Annotated in this window: 19 protein-coding genes, 1 tRNA gene and 1 riboswitch; of the genes, 12 read left to right on the forward strand and 8 right to left on the reverse strand. The window is 57.4% G+C overall.

Annotated features, from left to right (window positions below; translation table 11 throughout):
• Positions 1–111: 111 nt before the first annotated feature.
• Both GS646_RS16405 and GS646_RS16410 read left to right on the forward strand, forming a co-directional pair.
• Complete coding sequence (locus GS646_RS16405; RefSeq protein ID WP_171184468.1) at positions 112–399, forward strand: I78 family peptidase inhibitor; 288 nt, start codon at positions 112–114, stop codon at positions 397–399.
• A gap of 61 nt (positions 400–460) precedes the next feature.
• Positions 461–2113 carry a DUF6504 family protein gene (locus GS646_RS16410; RefSeq protein WP_171648267.1) on the forward strand — a complete coding sequence of 551 codons (1653 nt, stop codon included), beginning with the start codon at positions 461–463 and terminating at the stop codon, positions 2111–2113.
• Between the two features lie 3 nt (positions 2114–2116).
• Here the strand turns inward: GS646_RS16410 and GS646_RS16415 are convergent, their stop codons facing one another.
• A complete protein-coding gene (locus GS646_RS16415) occupies positions 2117–2842 on the reverse strand; it encodes an SDR family oxidoreductase (protein WP_171184472.1) in 726 nt (241 codons plus the stop codon).
• Positions 2843–3034: 192 nt separating this feature from the next.
• Between GS646_RS16415 and GS646_RS16420 the strand changes: the two genes are divergently transcribed.
• The 5 genes from GS646_RS16420 to GS646_RS16440 are packed head-to-tail and all read left to right on the forward strand — an operon-like array spanning position 3035 to position 7241.
• Positions 3035–4366, forward strand: a complete 1332-nt coding sequence (locus tag GS646_RS16420) for an NAD(P)/FAD-dependent oxidoreductase (RefSeq protein WP_171184474.1) — start codon at positions 3035–3037, stop codon at positions 4364–4366.
• Positions 4320–4865 (forward strand): hypothetical protein, encoded by a 546-nt coding sequence (locus GS646_RS16425; protein WP_171184476.1) that lies wholly within the window; start codon positions 4320–4322, stop codon positions 4863–4865. The genes GS646_RS16420 and GS646_RS16425 overlap by 47 nt, the downstream gene beginning before the upstream one ends.
• A complete protein-coding gene (locus tag GS646_RS16430) occupies positions 4865–6088 on the forward strand; it encodes an MFS transporter (protein ID WP_171184478.1) in 1224 nt (407 codons plus the stop codon). Before GS646_RS16425 ends, GS646_RS16430 begins: the two co-directional genes overlap by 1 nt.
• Positions 6085–6702 carry a DUF3833 domain-containing protein gene (locus tag GS646_RS16435; protein WP_171184480.1) on the forward strand — a complete coding sequence of 206 codons (618 nt, stop codon included), beginning with the start codon at positions 6085–6087 and terminating at the stop codon, positions 6700–6702. The genes GS646_RS16430 and GS646_RS16435 overlap by 4 nt, the downstream gene beginning before the upstream one ends.
• A complete protein-coding gene (locus GS646_RS16440; protein WP_171184482.1) occupies positions 6699–7241 on the forward strand; it encodes a DUF3833 family protein in 543 nt (180 codons plus the stop codon). Before GS646_RS16435 ends, GS646_RS16440 begins: the two co-directional genes overlap by 4 nt.
• Positions 7242–7268: 27 nt before the next feature.
• Here GS646_RS16440 and GS646_RS16445 read toward each other — a convergent pair whose 3' ends face one another.
• Positions 7269–7493: a hypothetical protein gene (locus GS646_RS16445; protein ID WP_171184484.1), complete on the reverse strand. Its 225-nt coding sequence runs from the start codon at positions 7491–7493 to the stop codon at positions 7269–7271.
• A 397-nt stretch (positions 7494–7890) separates the two neighbouring features.
• Between GS646_RS16445 and GS646_RS16450 the strand changes: the two genes are divergently transcribed.
• The gene (locus GS646_RS16450; RefSeq protein ID WP_171184485.1) at positions 7891–9267 is read left to right on the forward strand and encodes a hypothetical protein; all 1377 of its coding nucleotides are present in this window, start codon (positions 7891–7893) and stop codon (positions 9265–9267) included.
• Positions 9268–9484: 217 nt separating this feature from the next.
• Here the strand turns inward: GS646_RS16450 and GS646_RS16455 are convergent.
• Positions 9485–9560: transfer RNA gene (locus GS646_RS16455), tRNA-Lys, on the reverse strand.
• A gap of 221 nt (positions 9561–9781) precedes the next feature.
• Here GS646_RS16455 and dapF point away from each other — a divergent pair.
• Positions 9782–10615 carry a diaminopimelate epimerase gene (dapF, locus tag GS646_RS16460; RefSeq protein ID WP_171184486.1) on the forward strand — a complete coding sequence of 278 codons (834 nt, stop codon included), beginning with the start codon at positions 9782–9784 and terminating at the stop codon, positions 10613–10615.
• Positions 10612–11868 (forward strand): tRNA (N(6)-L-threonylcarbamoyladenosine(37)-C(2))-methylthiotransferase MtaB, encoded by a 1257-nt coding sequence (gene mtaB / locus GS646_RS16465; protein ID WP_171184487.1) that lies wholly within the window; start codon positions 10612–10614, stop codon positions 11866–11868. The genes dapF and mtaB overlap by 4 nt, the downstream gene beginning before the upstream one ends.
• A 144-nt stretch (positions 11869–12012) precedes the next feature.
• On the opposite strand, the gene GS646_RS16470 is transcribed toward mtaB, so the two are convergent.
• From GS646_RS16470 to petA, 3 genes are read right to left on the reverse strand one after another with little or no spacing between them, the layout of a single operon-like run.
• Entirely contained in the window at positions 12013–12804 is a 792-nt protein-coding gene (locus GS646_RS16470) for a cytochrome c1 (protein ID WP_171093042.1), read from the reverse strand.
• An 18-nt stretch (positions 12805–12822) separates the two neighbouring features.
• Positions 12823–14154, reverse strand: a complete 1332-nt coding sequence (gene petB / locus GS646_RS16475; RefSeq protein WP_171093028.1) for a cytochrome b — start codon at positions 14152–14154, stop codon at positions 12823–12825.
• Between the two features lie 14 nt (positions 14155–14168).
• On the reverse strand, positions 14169–14753 hold the full coding sequence (gene petA / locus GS646_RS16480) for a ubiquinol-cytochrome c reductase iron-sulfur subunit (protein ID WP_171093027.1): 585 nt from the start codon (positions 14751–14753) through the stop codon (positions 14169–14171).
• A 464-nt stretch (positions 14754–15217) separates the two neighbouring features.
• Between petA and GS646_RS16485 the strand changes: the two genes are divergently transcribed.
• On the forward strand, positions 15218–15661 hold the full coding sequence (locus GS646_RS16485; protein ID WP_171184488.1) for a cytochrome c family protein: 444 nt from the start codon (positions 15218–15220) through the stop codon (positions 15659–15661).
• A gap of 22 nt (positions 15662–15683) precedes the next feature.
• Here GS646_RS16485 and GS646_RS16490 read toward each other — a convergent pair whose 3' ends face one another.
• Both GS646_RS16490 and GS646_RS16495 read right to left on the reverse strand, forming a co-directional pair.
• A complete protein-coding gene (locus GS646_RS16490) occupies positions 15684–16292 on the reverse strand; it encodes a glutathione S-transferase (protein WP_171184490.1) in 609 nt (202 codons plus the stop codon).
• Between the two features lie 70 nt (positions 16293–16362).
• Entirely contained in the window at positions 16363–16977 is a 615-nt protein-coding gene (locus tag GS646_RS16495; protein ID WP_171648263.1) for an FMN-binding negative transcriptional regulator, read from the reverse strand.
• A 54-nt stretch (positions 16978–17031) separates the two neighbouring features.
• A riboswitch (FMN riboswitch) is annotated at positions 17032–17232 on the forward strand.
• 71 nt (positions 17233–17303) lie between these two features.
• Here GS646_RS16495 and GS646_RS16500 point away from each other — a divergent pair.
• Positions 17304–17744 (forward strand): 6,7-dimethyl-8-ribityllumazine synthase, encoded by a 441-nt coding sequence (locus tag GS646_RS16500; protein WP_171184494.1) that lies wholly within the window; start codon positions 17304–17306, stop codon positions 17742–17744.
• The last annotated feature ends 73 nt before the right edge of the window (positions 17745–17817 follow it).

The raw sequence follows: 17817 nt of genomic DNA on the forward strand, positions 1-17817 counted from the left end.
TCTTTGACCCGACCCTGCGTCAATTGCAGGGTGTTTTCAACTGTGCTTTCATGACAGACTTGCTAATTGTTTGATATTGCAGAAACGACATTGCCGGAATGAGGAACGCCAATGCACCGATTTTTACCGATTCTGATCCTTCTGGCCGCCTGCGCCGAGACCCCGGCCCCCGAAGAAGCGCGACTTGCGCCCGAGGCCGCGCCGGTTGATCTGGCCTTTTGTCAGGGCGAAGCATTTGCCGACTCGGTGGGCCAGCCGGTTTCGACCATTCAGGCCGATTTGCCGGAACGCACCCGTGTGCTGGGACCTGATGACATTGCAACGCAGGATTACCGGATCGACAGACTGAACGTCTTTGTAAATGGTGCCGGTGTAATTCAGCGCCTGACCTGCGGGTAAGCGTGGACTCGGGCGTTGATTCTCGGGTAAGAACAAAATGGGAACATTTTGATGTCTGCCGATGCCAAAACGCCGAGTACTTTCACTGTGGTTTCCCCGTCTTGGGGCTGAACGGCTGATCCGCGCCGCGCGGGGGCTGCATTCCGGGCCGTTGGCTGTGGTTACTGAGCAGTCGAACATGCAGGTCATTACCTCATTGAATACTGAAGCACAGGCCGCCGGGCTGCGTGTGGGCCAGCCCGTGCGCGATGCACATGCCATGTGCGCCAGCCTGATCACACGGCACCGCAACGCCCCGGCCGAAGCCGCGTTTCTAACCGCGCTGCGCCGCTGGGCGGGCAAGTTCAGCCCTTGGGTGGCCGAAGAAGCTCCGGATGGGCTGATCGTTGATCTGTCGGGTTGTGCGCATCTGTTTGGCGGGGAAGAGACGCTGCTGAGCGTGCTTGAAACGGACTGCGCTGATATGGGCCTCAGCGTACAAATGGGCATTGCCGACACGCTGGGCGCAGCCTGGGCTTTGGCGCGCTATGCAGGGCAAGAGGCCACATCCGACCGCAACGGCGACGCCATCAGCCAGGAAGCCCGCGCCACCCGCGCCCGGGCAGGAAAGCGGCGGCACTGGACCAAAGGCGGGACTGCACCGCAGGTGATGGCCTTGGGTGGTGGCGCGCGTATTGCAGCGCCGGGGCAATCCTATGGCGCGCTCAGCCCCCTGCCCATCGCGGCGCTGCGATTGGACGACCCGGTTGTGACGCAGTTGAACCGTCTGGGCCTGCGCCGAATCGGTGACTTGCTGGGACAGCCACGCGCGTCGCTGGCGCGGCGGTTCGGGCGGGGGTTGGTATTGCGGCTGGATCAGGCCATGGGCAGCGCGCCCGAGCCGGTTTCTCCGGCCCGCCCACCACATCATTTTGCGGTGCGGATGACGTTGCCCAACCCAATCGGCCTGATTGAGGATGTGATGGCCGCTGTCGATCGGGTGCTGCCCACCCTCTGCGCCAAGCTGGAAGAGAAAGATCGCGGTGTCCGCACCCTGCGGCTAGAGGCGCATCGCGCCGATCAGGCGGCCGAGGTCATCGAGATTGGACTAGCCCGCCCGACCTATGACAAACATCGCATTCGTCCTTTGTTAGAGATGAAAATTGACAAGATCGATGCGGGCTATGGCATCGACATGCTGCGGCTTGAGGCGATCCAGACCGAGCCCATCCATGCCCGCACCATCACCGGTCACGCCGAGGCACGCCGCGTGGCCCGTAACCGGCTTGAGGGCAATACAGCCGTGGATGACCTGATCGGCAAGCTGGGTGCGCGGGTGGGGCTGGAGGCGATCACAAGACGGCATCCCGCCGCCTCTCATATCCCCGAGAAAACGGCACAGACGCTGGCGGCTGCATGGTCGGAACCCGCGCGCGACTGGCCTGCACCGCCGCGCCCACGCCCCTTGCAGATGTGGCAGCCCGAGCCGGTTATGGCACCGGAAACCCCGGATGTCCCAACCGCCTTCCGCTGGCGCGGACGCGACTGGCTACTGGCCCAGGCTACTGGCCCGGAACGGATCGCGCCGGAATGGTGGTTGGACGATCCCAACTGGCGCAGCGGCGTGCGCGATTACTGGGTGGTGGTGACGGAACAGGGCGAACGCCTATGGCTGTTCTACGGGCACGGAGGCACCATGTCGGCAGGCTGGTTCTGTCAGGGGCAGTTTTGTTAGAGTCTATTTTCCGCGATACACCAGCAGATCCGGCAGGTAGTCAATCAAACGAATAAACCACGAGAATGGTGCCGGGAAATCGGTACGGAACCGGCGGCGCGACATCGCTTTGACCACGCGCTCTGCCGCGTCCTCAGCCGTCATCAGCATCGGCATTTTGAAACTGTTCTTGTCGGTCAGGCGGGTCTTGATGAAGCCAGGATTGATAATGCGCACCGTCACACCGGTGCCCGCCAAATCATGCCGCATCGTTTCGGCCAGCGAGATCAGCGCCGCCTTGCTGGCCCCATATCCGATAGCGGCAGGCAAACCGTGATACCCGGCCAGCGACCCGATCAAAGTGATCTCTCCCTGACCTTTATGAACAAAGCCAGGAACCGTTTCACCTAACACCCGCAACGCCCCCGAATAGTTCACATCGCTGATCCTGAGCGACGCATCGGTATCCCAATCGCCCGAGCGCATGGGCTCGTAAGCGCCTGCATTGTAAACCAGCCCGTCGATCTGACCAGCCTCGGCCACGGCACTACGCACAGAGTCTAAATCGGTCACATCACAATGAATCGCGCGTGCATTTGGAAGCTTGGAACAGATTTCATTCAAACGCGCGGCGTTGCGTGCAGACAAGATCAGATGCGCGCCCTTATGGCTCAACGCCTCGGCCAAGGCACGGCCCAAGCCTTCGCTTGCGCCGATGATCCAATAGGTTTTTCCGTCAAAGCTGCTCATACCCGCGCCGTTTTGTTGAAGTTATCCTTTTTACGGCCCTGCATCCGCGGTGGATCATAGGGTGACGCAAGGAAGCGGGCGCTGAAACCCGAAGTCACAAGATAGTGCATCTGTTAAAAACTTCCATCCGGATTGATCCAACACGCCATACCCTGCGTATCTCATTGTAAAATGTCACATAACGAGGCTGGAATGTTCGACGAAACCCGGGGTGTACGAAAGAAAATTGCGATTGTAGGTGCAGGCATTTCGGGTCTCTCTGCCGCGTATTACCTTTCAGAAAACAACGACGTGACGGTGTATGAAGCCGAACCCAGGCTGGGTGGACATGCCCGTACGGTGATGGCTGGCAAAAACGGCGACCAGCCGGTCGACACCGGCTTTATCGTTTTCAACTACGCGACCTACCCTTACCTGACGCAGCTTTTTGATGAGCTGAACGTACCTGTAATCAAAAGCGAAATGAGCTTTGGAGCGACCATCGACAATGGCCGCATCGAATACGGGTTGAACAATCTGCGCACCCTGACCGCACAGAAACGCAATCTGGCGCGCCCCGCCTATTACAAGATGATTGCAGACATTCTGCGGTTCGGCAAAGAAGCGCCCGAGGCCGCCAAGGACGACGACACAACGATTGGTGAATTGGTCGATCAACTGCGTTTGGGTCACTGGTTCCGGCACAACTATCTGATGCCGATGTGTGGCGCGATCTGGTCCACCCCGGTTGAGTTCGTAGATCAGTTCCCGGCCCGGTCGCTTGTGCAGTTCTTCCGCAACCATGCCCTGCTGGCCAGTGGACGCGCCAATCAACACCAGTGGTACACGGTCAAAGGCGGCAGCATCGAATATGTCCGCCGGATCGACGCGGCCTTGCGCGCCCGTGGCTGTGACATCAGGCTGGCCGCCCCGGTTCAACACGTTCATCGCGACGACATGGGCGTCAGCGTCACCAGCCAAGGGCATACTGATCAATTCGACGAGATCATCTTGGCAACGCACTCGGACCAGTCCCTTGCCATTCTGGGCGAAGGCGCAACACCGGCCGAGGCCGCAGCTTTGGGTGCGATCCGCTACCAACCCAATACGGCAATTCTGCATTGCGACCCACGTCAGATGCCCAAGCGTCGCGCGTGCTGGTCCAGCTGGACGTATCGCTCGCAAGCCGGAGATGTGGGCGTGACCTATTGGATGAACCGGCTTCAGAACATCCCGGACAGCGATCCGCTGTTTGTGACACTGAACGCCTCATCAGAAATTCCCGCGGACAAAATCTATGATCAGGTCGAATTTGCCCATCCGGTGTTCGACAAAGCCGCCCTGAAAGCACAAGGGCAAATCCGCGAGATGCAGGGACAGAACCGAACTTGGTTTGCCGGCGCTTATAACCGGCACGGATTTCACGAAGACGGGATTGCCAGCGCGATGCATGTCGTTGCGCGAATAAACGGCACCCCGCAAACCATCGGAGCTGACAATGGCATTTCTGGGAACGACCCGGCCATCCCTGTGGCGGCCGAATAAGGGAATTTTGCACGCAGCGCTACTGGCAGCGGCGCTGCTGGCCCCGTCAGGGGTATTGGCATCGCCCGTAACGGACGAGTTGAAGGACGCGCAACTGCGTGGCTCAGCAACCTTTCGGTATCTGGGTCTGCCAATTTATGACGCCAAACTTTATACCCCCGGCGGCGCGCCGTTCAGTTGGAGCGAAGATATCGGCCTGCAACTGACCTACCGCAAGAACTTCAAGAAAAAAGCGCTGGTCAACTCGACTCTGGACGAGATGGAGCGGATCGGACGTTCCGCCCCGGTGCGCAATCAACTGGACCAGTGCTTCAAAGCTGTGACGAAGGGGGACAGCTTTCTCGCGGTGTCCGATGGGCCGAATAAGGTGAGCTTCTGGCTGAACGGGCAAAAGACCTGCACGATGTCCTATCCGGGCATCAAACGCAGTTTCATGTCTGTATTTCTGGGCGACAACACGCGGTCAGCCTCGTTTACACAGAAACTTCAGGGGCGCTGATGCTTTATCCTCGGGTCAGCCTGTATGCGCTGATGCTCGCTGCGGCGGGCATTCCGCTTTATATCCACCTGCCGCGCTTTGCGGCGGTGAATCTGGGTATTGGCCTGGGGGTTATTGGAACCGTTCTGCTGGTGATCCGCCTTGTTGATCTGGTTCAGGACCCGTTGATTGGCTGGGCAATCGACAAGTGGCCAAAGGGCCAGCTTGTATTTGCTTCTCTGGCGGCGTTAGGGCTGGCGGTCGGGTTCCCTTTGCTCTTTAGCTTGCCGCAGGGCGCCAGTGTCGCCGCGCTGATCGCGATTCTGATCCTGCTGTTCTCGGCTTACAGCCTGGGCACCATCCTTTTGTACGGGCGCAGCGCAACTTTGGCAAAACGTCCAGACCCGCAAGAGCTTATGACCTTGGCCGCCTATCGCGAAGGCGGGCAGCTGACCGGTGTGGTCATCGCCGCCAGCGCCCCGGCGCTTTTGGTTGCATTTGGCGCGCAAGCCCAAGGCTATCCCGCGTTTGGGGTATTTCTGGGGCTGCTGTCCGTTCTGACTCTGTTGCTGACTATTCCGATCTGGAGGCGTACGCCGATCACCGGCACCGGTCTGTCTTTTGCAGGGCTGGGTCAGGCCGGAGGGCTTCGCCTGCTGGCGCTTGCGCTGGTTAACAGCCTTCCCGTGGCCATCACCTCGACCCTGTTTTTGTTTTTTGTTGAAGATCGGTTGCAACTGCCGGGCAAAGCAGGCCCGCTGTTGATCCTGTTCTTCCTCAGCGCGGGCGCAAGTGTGCCGCTTTGGGCCAAGCTCAGCAACCGGATTGGCCCGAAACAGACTCTGATGATTGCCATGCCCCTCTCAATCGCGGGGTTTATCGGTGCCGCCACCCTGAGTGCTGGGAATCTAGCCGGGTTTGCCGTGATCTGCCTTGCCTCGGGCGCAGCCTTAGGTGCGGATATGGTCGTGCTGCCCGCTATGTTTTCTGTCGTCCTGACTCGGGCCGGGCTGAACGCCTCTGCCGCGTTTGGCATCTGGTCCTTCGCTGGCAAGCTGGGCCTCGCCCTGGCTGCCTTTTTCACCTTGCCACTGCTGGAACGCAGCGGCTTCACCCCCGGTCAGACCAATTCTGCTGACGCGCTAGAGACACTCAACCTTGCTTATGCGGTGCTGCCCTGCATCCTCAAGCTCGGCGCGTTTGGAATGGTCTTGACCCTGCCCACCGAGGTCACAAGCAAATGAACGCTATCGCCATCATCCTGCTGGTCCTTCTGATCGCAGTTTTCATCCGCGCCCGCCTGCTGAGCTTTCGCGCACAATCTCCGTCAGACTACACAGGAACCGGACCGGCCTTTTCACTGAAAGAGCATCTGAACGGAGAAATCCTGTCTGAAGGGCTGATCTATGGCCCCAATGGGAAGATGTCGAACAGCTTTGTCGCGCGCATGGTCGGCGAATGGAAGGGAAACTCGGGCACGCTGTCTGAATACTTCACCTATTCCAACGGCAAACAGATGACCCGAAAGTGGTATCTGACACTGGGCACAGGCAACACGTTCACGGCAACGGCGGACGATATTGTTGGTGAGGGTCGGGGCATCATTTCGGGATCGACCGTCAAGCTGACTTATCGGATCATTCTGCCTGAAGATGCCGGCGGGCACACTTTGGACGTCACAGACTGGATGTATCTGACGGAACACGGTGTCATCATGAACCGATCCGAGATGCGCAAGTTCGGCCTCAAGGTCGCTGAGCTGGTTGCCACGATGCGCCCTGCTCCCGATGTAAAAACCACGCATGTGCCAGGCGCAAACGGGTATGATGCGACATCCGAAGGGAAACCACTGCAATGAGTGTTTTCCGTTCCCTTCTCACCTTTCTTGCCATAGCAAGCCTTGCGCTTCTGACGGCCTGTTCCAGCAAGCCGAAAGTGCCCAAAACCTTCTTGTCCGACCGGCAACTGAATCTCGAAGAGTTCTTCGAAGGCAAAACAGTGGCCTACGGTCAGTTTCAGGATATTCTGGGCAATATCCCCCGCAGATTTACGGTGGATATCGACGGGACATGGGATGGCGAAACCCTGACGCTGGTCGAAGATTTCGTTTATGACGATGGCGCCACCGAACAGCGTATCTGGACGCTGACGAAAACCGGTGAAGATACGTGGACAGGGACTGCCCCTGGCGTTTTGGGCACGGCCAGCGGAATTGAACGCGGCGATACGTTCAACTGGAAGTACAAGATCGACCTGCCGATCAAAGAAGGCACGATGCGTGTCAAATTCGACGACTGGATGTGGTTGTTGGATGATGATCGACTGCTGAACCGCGCCTACGTATCACGTTTTGGCGTTCGTCTGGGCGAAGTGATCCTGTTTTTTGAAAAGAAATAGGCGACGTGGGCTCACCCTTTCATTTCATCAATAAAAGATGAATTCGTCGGTCGGAACCTGCAATGATCCCTTGGTCGAGCCTGCCCTCTTCGCTCTTGTTCCATCAGAAGCGGCCGCCTCGGGCGCAAGCGCGCTTTCCGCTTTGAGGCGCGCGCGCTCGATCTCGCCCCAAAGGAAAAACAGACCGTCCCTTTTGCCCATCATACGCGCAGGCACCCTGGCCCGCAAAACACGTGTTTTTGCTTGTGGCATCTGCTCTCTCACTGCCTCCGGTGTTGTCCACCTTTTTGGAAAGGCTACCGGTTTAGTTGCAAAAAATCAATTTTGCATAGGCAAAAACGCGCCCGCAACCAAGCGTTGTCAGGGTGAAAAGAGTATCTCGTTTAGCGTGCCTTATACCAACGCATAAAATTGCTGAAAGCGAAGTCTTATCGTGTTTCCTTGATCGGTCGCCGAAACAGATCAAACCGCGTTATGACACGTTCAACCGGGACAACACAGCTTCCGATTGGACCATTGATGAAACGGAGGTGCCGGGCCAGCGCTGTGAAATGTCGCGCGTTTTTGCCAAGCTGTGCTGGTTTAAGCGACTAGAGCGCCCATTCTCGACGGATAAACGAAAAAAGTGTACAATGAGGCAGGTGAATTTTTGACACCTGAATTTTCCAAAAGCCCTTTTTTGTATTGGATTAAGCAAATGTTAGTACAAACCACGGCGGCGCTATACGCACGCCTTGCATTCCCGTTCCTGTCCCTTCTTGCGCTGCCCGTTGTGTTGTTGGCCGACGTAGAAAAACCAGAGAATTTTGGCAAACTATCGGTCAAATTTGAATACGAAGGCAAACCAGCAAACGGCAGCCTCATCGTGTCCAACGGGACATCGCGTCAAGAATGGGTCGATGTCTCTGAAATATTCGCAGAAGTGCCATCATCTGCGACATATATCTTCGACCTGAAGCCCCCCGACGACGATCAAACGATACCCATAACGTTCCGTGACGTTATCCCAATCCTGGAGATCCCTGATTCAGGCTCTCTCGATCTGATCGTCTCAGTGCTTCCATCTGATCTTCCCAAGCCATTTGACCCAGTTATTTTCATTCGCGAAGCAGGCGTCGATGTCACGGTATCCAACCGGGCGGAGGAAGTGTCTTCCAAACCCAACCGTCTCAAACTTACGTCTCGCATTGAAAAGTCCAAGCCGTCACTTGTTCTTTTGGATGGGATCTATTCGACCGAAGAAACAGATCCAGACAACGAACGCGACTTCACATGTGGAGACAATTGCCCGCACCTCTTTCAGGACCTTAACTGCGACCCAATGTGTTACACATGTTCATCAACTTGTGTGTCCCGTGGCTACTGGAAAGCCAATTACAACATGTGCGAAGGCATCCTCACATCGGAACCGCCAGAGTCTGAGTGGGAGGAACTGCCGCCAGGTATCGGCGGTTTGCAGTTGGCCGTGGCGACAATAAATGACGGCGCGATTTACCCAAACAAGATGGAACTCAGCGGTGCAGGATACTCAGAAGTGATGGAACCGCCTTTCAAAACAAGGAGTTTCCCAGATTTCACGGCCCCTGAAGGTGACTACCTGTATTCTCTATCGTTCGATAACGCAGGGATCGACGAGACGGCCGGAACATCGAATGTCACACTTCCGCTTTCCATTCGGGACGGTCGAATTGGCAATCTTATTGTTCGCCTGCCAGTCTCACGCGATGAACTACAAGCTCCGTTCCCCATTGCAGACAATCGAATTGGTGCTGTGCTCAGGGCGTATGAATTCAGCCCAGCTGGCAGAAGCATCTCGCTGGATGTAACCAGCCCCGACCCCGATCCCGGCGCAATCTGGTATGCGCTTGCCCTACCGCAAGGTCTGGCAGAGGACGAAGTGAAAGTTACCAGCAATGGACACCCGGTTGAGCACAAAAGCAGATACGTTTTTGGGGTCGTAACGGACCAGCCGGTATTAATTGTTAGAAGTGAAGGTCAGCGTGATGAGATAAGAATTACGTGGTAGTACCGCGGCCTTTGTCATCAAGACGACCATCGACACATCTGTGAAACCTGCGTCGATACGCTCTTTATTCAAATGGTTTCATCGATCGAAACCAGTGTTACAGGAACACTGGACACCACCAGTGTCTGCGAATTTTGTCGGTGCAAGACAGTCGCAAGCTGATCAAATTGCAGCGCCACATTTTGCGGCCGGAAGCGTTTGATACAGTATGAAAAAGTGGTGAGCCGTGCAGGATTCGAACCTGCGACCCACTGATTAAAAGTCAGTTGCTCTACCAACTGAGCTAACGGCCCACTCTTTTTGCTGGATCTCTTCGATCCGTGGCGCTCTTTAAGGCAATTCCCTGATCAGGTTCAAGCCCTTATTTTGCGCCTCGTTTCACCATCACATCTTGTGTTTCCGGCGACCCGATAGGCGGCCTAATTAGGCAGGTGTCGCAGGGGGGTCAACCCCTTTTTTCACGATTCTGCGCAACAGGGTGGATTCATGTTCTGACCAGGGTTATATCGCCGCTATGCAACAGAGACTCGACACCGGTTTGCCCTTCATGAAGATGCACGGGCTGGGAAATGACTTTGTCATCGTGGATGCGCGCGCCCGCGATTCCCGGATCACCCCGGCTCTTGCAAAGGGAATCGGCCATCGACAGTTTGGCGTGGGATTCGACCAACTGGCCGTGATTGAAAACGGACAGGCAGACGCGCATCTGATCTTCTACAATTCCGATGGATCAACCTCGGCCGCATGTGGCAATGCCACACGCTGCATCGCGCGGTTTCTGATGGATGAGACCGGAAAATCTGAACTGTCCCTGACAACTGAACGCGGCGCCCTTTTTGCGAAAGATGTCGGCGATGGTCTGACCTCGGTAAACATGGGACAGCCTCAACTGGACTGGCAGGACATACCGCTGGCAGAAGAGATGGACACGCTGGAGTTGCCAATCGAAGGCGCGCCTACGGCAACCGGTATGGGCAATCCGCATTGCACCTTCTTTGTCGAAGACGCCGAGGCAATTCCATTGACCGAGTTTGGCGCGCGTTACGAACACCATCCACTCTACCCTGAGCGCACCAATGTTCAGGTCGCACAGTTGATCGGCCCGGATAATATCCGTATGCGCGTCTGGGAGCGTGGTGTGGGGATCACACTGGCGTCTGGCTCATCCTCTTGTGCGACAGCAGTTGCAGCAGCACGGCGCGGTCTAACGGGGCGCAAAGTTCAGATCGAGCTGGATGGCGGCACGATCTGGATCGACTGGCGCGAGGATGGAGTCTGGATGACCGGCCCAACAGCGCATGTCTTCTCGGGCACCCTCACCCCTGAGTTCTTGGGGTCTTTGGGATGAACCCGCCCAAATTCACCACTTTGGGCTGCCGCCTGAACGCCTATGAAACCGAGGCGATGAAAGAGCTGTCACAGCAGGCAGGTCTGACCGATGCTGTGGTGGTGAACACATGCGCGGTGACGGCTGAGGCAGTCCGCAAAGCCCGGCAAGAGATCCGCAAGCTGCGGCGCGAAAATCCCAACGCCCGTCTGATCGTCACCGGCTGCGCGGCGCAAACGGAACCAGAAACCTTCTCCGCCATGGCTGAAGTCGACGCAGTCATCGGCAACACCGAGAAGATGCAGCCAGACACCTGGAACGGCTTGGCCGCCGATTTCATCGGTGAAACCGAAGCAGTTCAGGTCGACGACATCATGTCCGTGACCGAAACGGCGGGCCACCTGATCGACGGCTTTGGCACACGCTCACGCGCCTACGTGCAGGTTCAAAACGGCTGTGATCATCGCTGCACCTTCTGCATCATTCCCTATGGCCGTGGCAACTCGCGCAGCGTGCCCGCAGGTGTGGTCGTAGACCAGATCAAGCGCCTGGTGGACAAGGGCTATAACGAAGTGGTTCTGACCGGGGTCGATCTGACCTCGTGGGGGGCCGACCTGCCCGCACAGCCCCGGCTGGGCGATCTGGTGATGCGCATCCTCAAACTGGTGCCCGACCTGCCGCGCCTTCGGATCAGTTCGATCGACTCGATCGAGGTCGACGAGAACCTGATGCAGGCCATCGCGACCGAGCCACGCCTGATGCCGCACCTGCACCTGTCGCTTCAGCACGGGGACGACCTGATTCTGAAACGGATGAAACGCCGCCACTTGCGCGACGATGCGATCCGCTTCACCGAAGACGCCCGTAAGCTGCGCCCTGACATGACATTTGGTGCCGATATTATCGCGGGATTTCCGACGGAATCCGAAGAGCATTTCGAAAACTCGCTTAGGCTGGTCAAAGACTGCAATCTCACCTGGTTGCACGTCTTCCCATACTCCAAGCGTGACGGCACGCCCGCTGCGCGGATCCCACAGCAAGTCAATGGAACGGTGATCAAAAAACGCGCGGCGCGACTGCGCGCGGCCGGTGATGCTCAGGTCGCAAAGCACCTATCGGAACAGATCGGCAAAACCCATCATATCCTGATGGAAAACCCCCATATGGGCCGGACCGAGCAATTCACCGAAGTGTCCTTCGCCACGCCTCAGCCCGAAGGTCAGATTGTGACGGCTGCGATCACCGGACAGACTGCAGACCAACTCACCGTCTGATCCGCCCTTCATCTGGTCCAAAATACCTCGGGGTTGAATTGGCCAAAGGCCAAGAAGGGGCTGGCCCCTTGCAAGCAACCTCGCAAATAAAAACCCCCGCAACCGGGTGGCGCGGGGGTTTCGATTTCTAACTCCGAAAAAGGATCAATCCTCAGGACGGAGTTTGCCTTTGTGCGGCGCCCACAGGCGCTTGTTCACCAGATACAGCAGGACTGACAGAACAGACAGGAAGATGACGCCAACGAAGCCTGCATTCTTGCGGTCCATCATCTTGGGCTCAGCCGCCCACATCAGGAACGCAGAAACATCTTCGGACATCGCTTCGACACTGGCGGGGTGACCATCGGCAAACTCGACCTGATCTTCTGCCAGCGGCGGGGCCATCGAAATCCAGCCACCCGGGAAGGCGGTGTTTTCGTACAGGATGGTGCCTGCCTCTTCCTTTTCCTTGCCAGTATAGCCGTCCAGCAACGAGGCGATGTATTCCGCGCCACCCATGCCTTTGACCAGCTGGTTGATGCCCAACCCGTAAGGACCGTGGAAGCCTGCGCGGGCTTTGGCCATCAGACTCAGGTCAGGTGCGCCAACGGCTGTATTGGCCGGGAAGTGGTCGGTCGGGATCGCAGGGCGGAAATCGTCCAATTCAGGGTCAAAAACCTCAAAATTGTCCGCCGCATAGGTGATGACCTGCTCTTCGTTGTAACCCAGCGCTTCCAAATCGCGCAGAGGAACATATTGCAGGCCGTGGCAGGCTGCGCAAACCTCGGTATAGATTTGCAGACCGCGTTGCAGCTGGTTTTGATCCCAGGTGCCAAACGGACCTTCGAACGAAAAGGCGAAATCTTCGATATGCTGATCGCCACCACCTGCCGCAAAAGATGCAGCAGGGGTCAGGGCCAGAGCAAACGCAGCGCCGATTGCAAGTTTCTTGAACATGGTATCCGGTCCCTCTTCTTACTCGGCCGGCGTGGCTTCGGCGTCAGCCTTGCCATAATGCGCGTTGAAGTCTTCTTCGATGGTCTCCGGTGGGGTCAGCGGTTTTTCGATGACACCCAGGATCGGCAGGATCACGAAGAAATAGGCGAACCAGTAGGCAGACGCGATCAGCGAGAAGGTCGCATAAGGCTCTTCCGCGGGCATCGCACCCAGCCACATCAGGGCAAAGAAGTCGATGATCAGCAGGTAGAACCACCATTTGAACATCGGACGGTATTTTCCCGAACGCACGCTCGATGTGTCCAGCCAGGGCGCCAGCGCCATGGCCAGGATCGCACCAAACATCGCAATCACACCGAAGAACTTGGCATCGATGATACCGCCGGTGATGAAGCTTGCGAATTGTACAACCCAAACCTCGCCAGTGAAGGCCCGCAGGATCGCGTAGAAGGGCAGGAAGTACCATTCCGGAACGATGTGTGCAGGTGTGACCAGCGGGTTGGCTTCGATGTAGTTGTCCGGGTGGCCCAGGTAGTTCGGCATAAAGCCGACGATTGCCCAGAACACGACCAGGATCACGGCCAGCGCAAACAGGTCCTTGATCACGAAGTAGGGCCAGAACGGCAATGTGTCTTTCTCGGCCTCGGCTTTCGAACCACGGCGCACTTCAACGCCCGTGGGGTTGTTGTTGCCGGTGGTGTGGAAAGCCCAGATATGCACGATGACCAGCGCCGCAATGATAAACGGCAGCAGGTAGTGCAGCGAGAAGAAGCGGTTCAGCGTGGCGTTGTCCACAGCGGGCCCGCCCAACAGCCAGGTCTGGATTGCTTCACCCACAAACGGGATCGCACCAAACAGGCCGGTGATCACGGTCGCGCCCCAGAAGGACATCTGGCCCCAAGGCAGAACGTAGCCCATGAACGCGGTACCCATCATCATCAGGTAGATAAGCATCCCGATGATCCAAGTGATTTCACGCGGGGCTTTGTACGAGCCGTAATACAGGCCGCGGAACATGTGAATGTAGACCGCAACAAAGAACAGCGAAGCACCGTTCATGTGCAGATAACGGATGAAGTAACCGCCATTCACGTTACGCATGATGTGCTCAACACTGGCAAAGGCCAGATCGACATGCGGCGTATAGTGCATCACCAGAATGATGCCGGTAACGATTTGCAGCGCCAAGCAGAACGCCAGGACGATGCCCCAGATCCACCACCAGTTCAGGTTCTTGGGGGTCGGGATCATCAGGGTGTCATACAGCAGGCCGACGATGGGAAGGCGGCTGTTCAGCCACTTTTCGCCGTCAGACTTCGGCTCGTAATGATCGTGGGGAATTCCGGACATAAACTGGGTCTCCCTTAGCCGAGTTTGATGGTTGTTGCGTCGACCCATTCCGCAGGTGGAACAGGCAGGTTCTCAGGCGCGGGACCTTTACGGATCCGGCCTGCCAGATCGTAGTGCGAGCCGTGGCATGGGCAGAACCAACCGCCAAAGTCGCCAGCATCACCCAACGGCACACATCCAAGGTGCGTACAAACGCCCATCTGAACGATCCAGGCACCCTCGGCTTCGCCTTCGGGCGACGGCATGACGCGGTTGGCGTCTGTTGCAGGTGCATCTGCGTTCAGGTTGAAGTTACGCGCCAGCGGATCAGGCAAGTTGCCAACGGCTTCTTCGTCTTGTTGCTGGGCTTCGGCAATCTCGGCACCGGTGCGGTGACGGATAAACACGGGTTTACCCAGCCATTTAACTGTCAGCTGTGTGCCCGGCTCAACCCCGCTTACATCCGTGCGGATCGACGAAAGCGCCTGCACGTCTGCTGACGGGTTCATTTGGTTGATCAGGGGCCATACGGCTGCACCCGTCGCAACGACACCTGCGCCGCCAGCGACGTAATACAGGAAATCTCTGCGGGTGCCTTCGTGGTCTTCTGCGTGGGACACGAGGTTATCTCCGATTGTCTGGCGCCCGCGGACGGGCAAAAAGCTCGCGCACCGCGTGAAAGCGGCGTCTTAAACGCGCTTACTATCGGGGAGAATAGTGTTCGTCCAGCGTTCATAAACGCGCAATACGCCGCATGTGCCGCTTCATTTAGGGAACGAGACCGTTTTTTTGGTGAATCTTGCGCTCAACTTTGTTGATCAGGTCGAATCAGGCTGCTTTGATTCGATTGCCAGCAGACACCAAAGACGACGCCCAGCAGGCGCGGAGCGTTCCAGCCATGTAACGCTGAATTGCGCCTTGAATGTTCACAATCCAACCGGCGGGAACGGGATTGTTTTCTGCAAAATCATATTCCCCAAATAGATGATTTAAATTGCAAATTGTGCAGGTTTACCCCGTTGCACTTTTTGCGCGAATACAGGACAGCGGGCAAAACGCGCGAACTCCTGTCAGGAGACCCCCTATGCCAAAAACCCTGTTGACCACAGCTTTATTTACGCTGGCCCTGTCCACTCAGACCCTTGCCGCAGGTGACCCCGAAAAGGGAAAGGCGATGTATAACCGCTGCTCGTCATGCCACGCGATCATCAAAGACGGAAAAGTTCTGGTCAAAGGCGGAATCACCGGGCCGAATCTCTATGGCGTCATCGGACGGGTTGCCGGATCCGAGAATGACTACCGTTATGGCAGCGAACGCCTGCCCATCGGCATGTTCACCGACGACATGATCCGCGCCGGTGAAGAAGGTCTGGTCTGGACCGAAGAAAACATCGCCGCCTATTCCAAAGACCCGATCGGGTTCATCAAGGTTTATCTCGACGACGACACCGCCCGCCCGAACATGAGCGTCAAACTCAAGAAAGGTGCGGAAGATATCGCCGCGTATCTGGCGACGTTCAGCCAGTGACTCAGACGCGGCTGCGGATGCTTTAGCCCTGAGGGCGGGTGGCCACCATGCTGGGCCGCTCGCCAAACTCCGCAAACCACTTGGCAAGCGCGTCATTGCCCTTGCGCCACCCCCGCGCATCGTGGCGCAGATCCAGATAGCCCAGCGCACAGCCGACGGCGACCTGCCCCATATCCAACGGGCCCGACAAATGCGCCATCCACCGTTGGTTCAGTACAGCACAGGCCCGTTCAATCTTGACCCACTGCGATTCAATCCAGGCATCCCACTTTTTGTCGTCGGGACGCAGGCGGTCTTCGTAAGTCATCAAAAGGGCTGCATCCAGAATGCCGTCAGCAAGCGCTTCGAGTGTCAGAACATCCCAGCGACCTGCGCCCTCGGGATAAAGCTTTCCACCAGCACGGGCATCCAGAAACGCACAGATTACCCGGCTGTCGAACAAGGTAGGCCCGTCCGGGCGCTCCAGCGCTGGAACTTTTGTCAACGGTGCTTTGCTAACCAGTGGCTCAGCCGGTGAGATCGGTGTTCCGGCCACTGTCTCCAGCTCAACATCTTCAAGCTGATCTGTTTCATGCAGCAATACCATGACTTTGCGAACATAGGGCGAGGTCAGACTGTGGTAGAGTTTCATCGGCAGGCTCCCTGTTTGTGCCGACCTTACAGGAGGTCCACAAAAACGAAAGCCCACACTTCGCCGACGGCTAGGCGTTGCGCATCAACTCTTGCAGAACACTCAATTCGGACCCGATCCCCGACGACGCAACCTGTTCAGACGCCCGCAAGCGCACATCATCAGGCTTGTTCTGGCTTAACTTCCATGTGCCCTGAACATCCTCGACCTGTATTCGGCACGGCACGATCATCCGCATCATTTTGGTCAGAGCCTCGTCTGACATCTTTGCCGTATCCCACGGAGGCTTTGGTTGCAGGCGCTCTTCATAGAAGGCTGATTGCCGGTTCAACAGATCCAACAGCTCCTCCTGCGGGCGCAGCTCCAGCTGCCCGGTCAAATGCACGGCCACATAATTCCAGGTTGGCACCTGATCCTCGACCTCGTACCAATCCGGCGAGATATACCCATCCGGCCCCTGCACCGCGATCTTCATCGCTTTCGGCGTTCCCAAGGCGCGCACGATGGGATTTGAGCGGACAAGATGCAGTTCAGCCACCAGACCATCTTCGGACAGAAGAAACGGCACATGGCTCAACAGCGGGGCACCATCTGTCGACAAGGCCAAAACGCCGAATCCTCGTTCACGTGCATACGCAATATGGCGCGTGCGGTCGTCGGCGCGAAAGGCGGGGTTCGGGTGCATGGCGGTCCTCCTGCCAAATCTCTTGCAGACCAGACCCAAGATATGCAAGGTCCGTCTTGTTCTCAGGGCGGGGCGGAATTCCCCACCGGCGGTATGCGGGCGACGACCCGTAAGCCCGCGAGCGGCCCAGACGTGTCCACGATCCGAAGAGCGGCAACCGGTTTTCGGACAAAGTGTGGAAGCGCCAAAGGGTGTCAAGCAGATCTGGTGAGAGGCCAGAGCCGACGGTTACAGTCCGGATGAAAGAGAACGTGCAACACGCCGGCAATCGGCGTGCTTGCCCGTGATCGCCTTGGGTGACGTGTCTGTTGCGAAAGGAGATCATAATGACACACACCCGCTATGCTTTTGTCAAAGCCAAATGGCACTCCGACATCGTCGACCGCGCGCTTGACGGCTTCCTCGAACTCATCCCCGCCGATCAGGTCGATGTCTTCGACGTTCCCGGCGCGTTCGAAATGCCTCTGTTGGCCCGCGACTTGGCCCAAACCGGCAAATACGCCGCCGTAGCGTGCGCCGCCTTTGTTGTGGATGGCGGCATCTACCGCCACGATTTCGTCGCGCAGGCCGTGGTTGATGGCCTGATGCGCGCCGGACTGGACACAGGCGTTCCTGTCCTGTCGGTCTCGCTGACACCGCACCAGTATCAGGAAACCGACCACCACAACGCGATCTACCGCGACCATTTCGTTCAGAAAGGGCGCGAAGCGGCTCAGGCCGCACTGATGATCACGGATACCCGCGAGAAAGTCGCGCAGGCCGCCTAAGCTTCATCTTTTCAAAAATACTCAAATGCGCCGCCCACCGGGCGGCGTTCACGTCATCAAAGACCAAATCCGC

The organism is Ruegeria sp. HKCCD4315 (assembly GCF_013112245.1).
Taxonomy (GTDB): Bacteria; Pseudomonadota; Alphaproteobacteria; order Rhodobacterales; family Rhodobacteraceae; genus Ruegeria.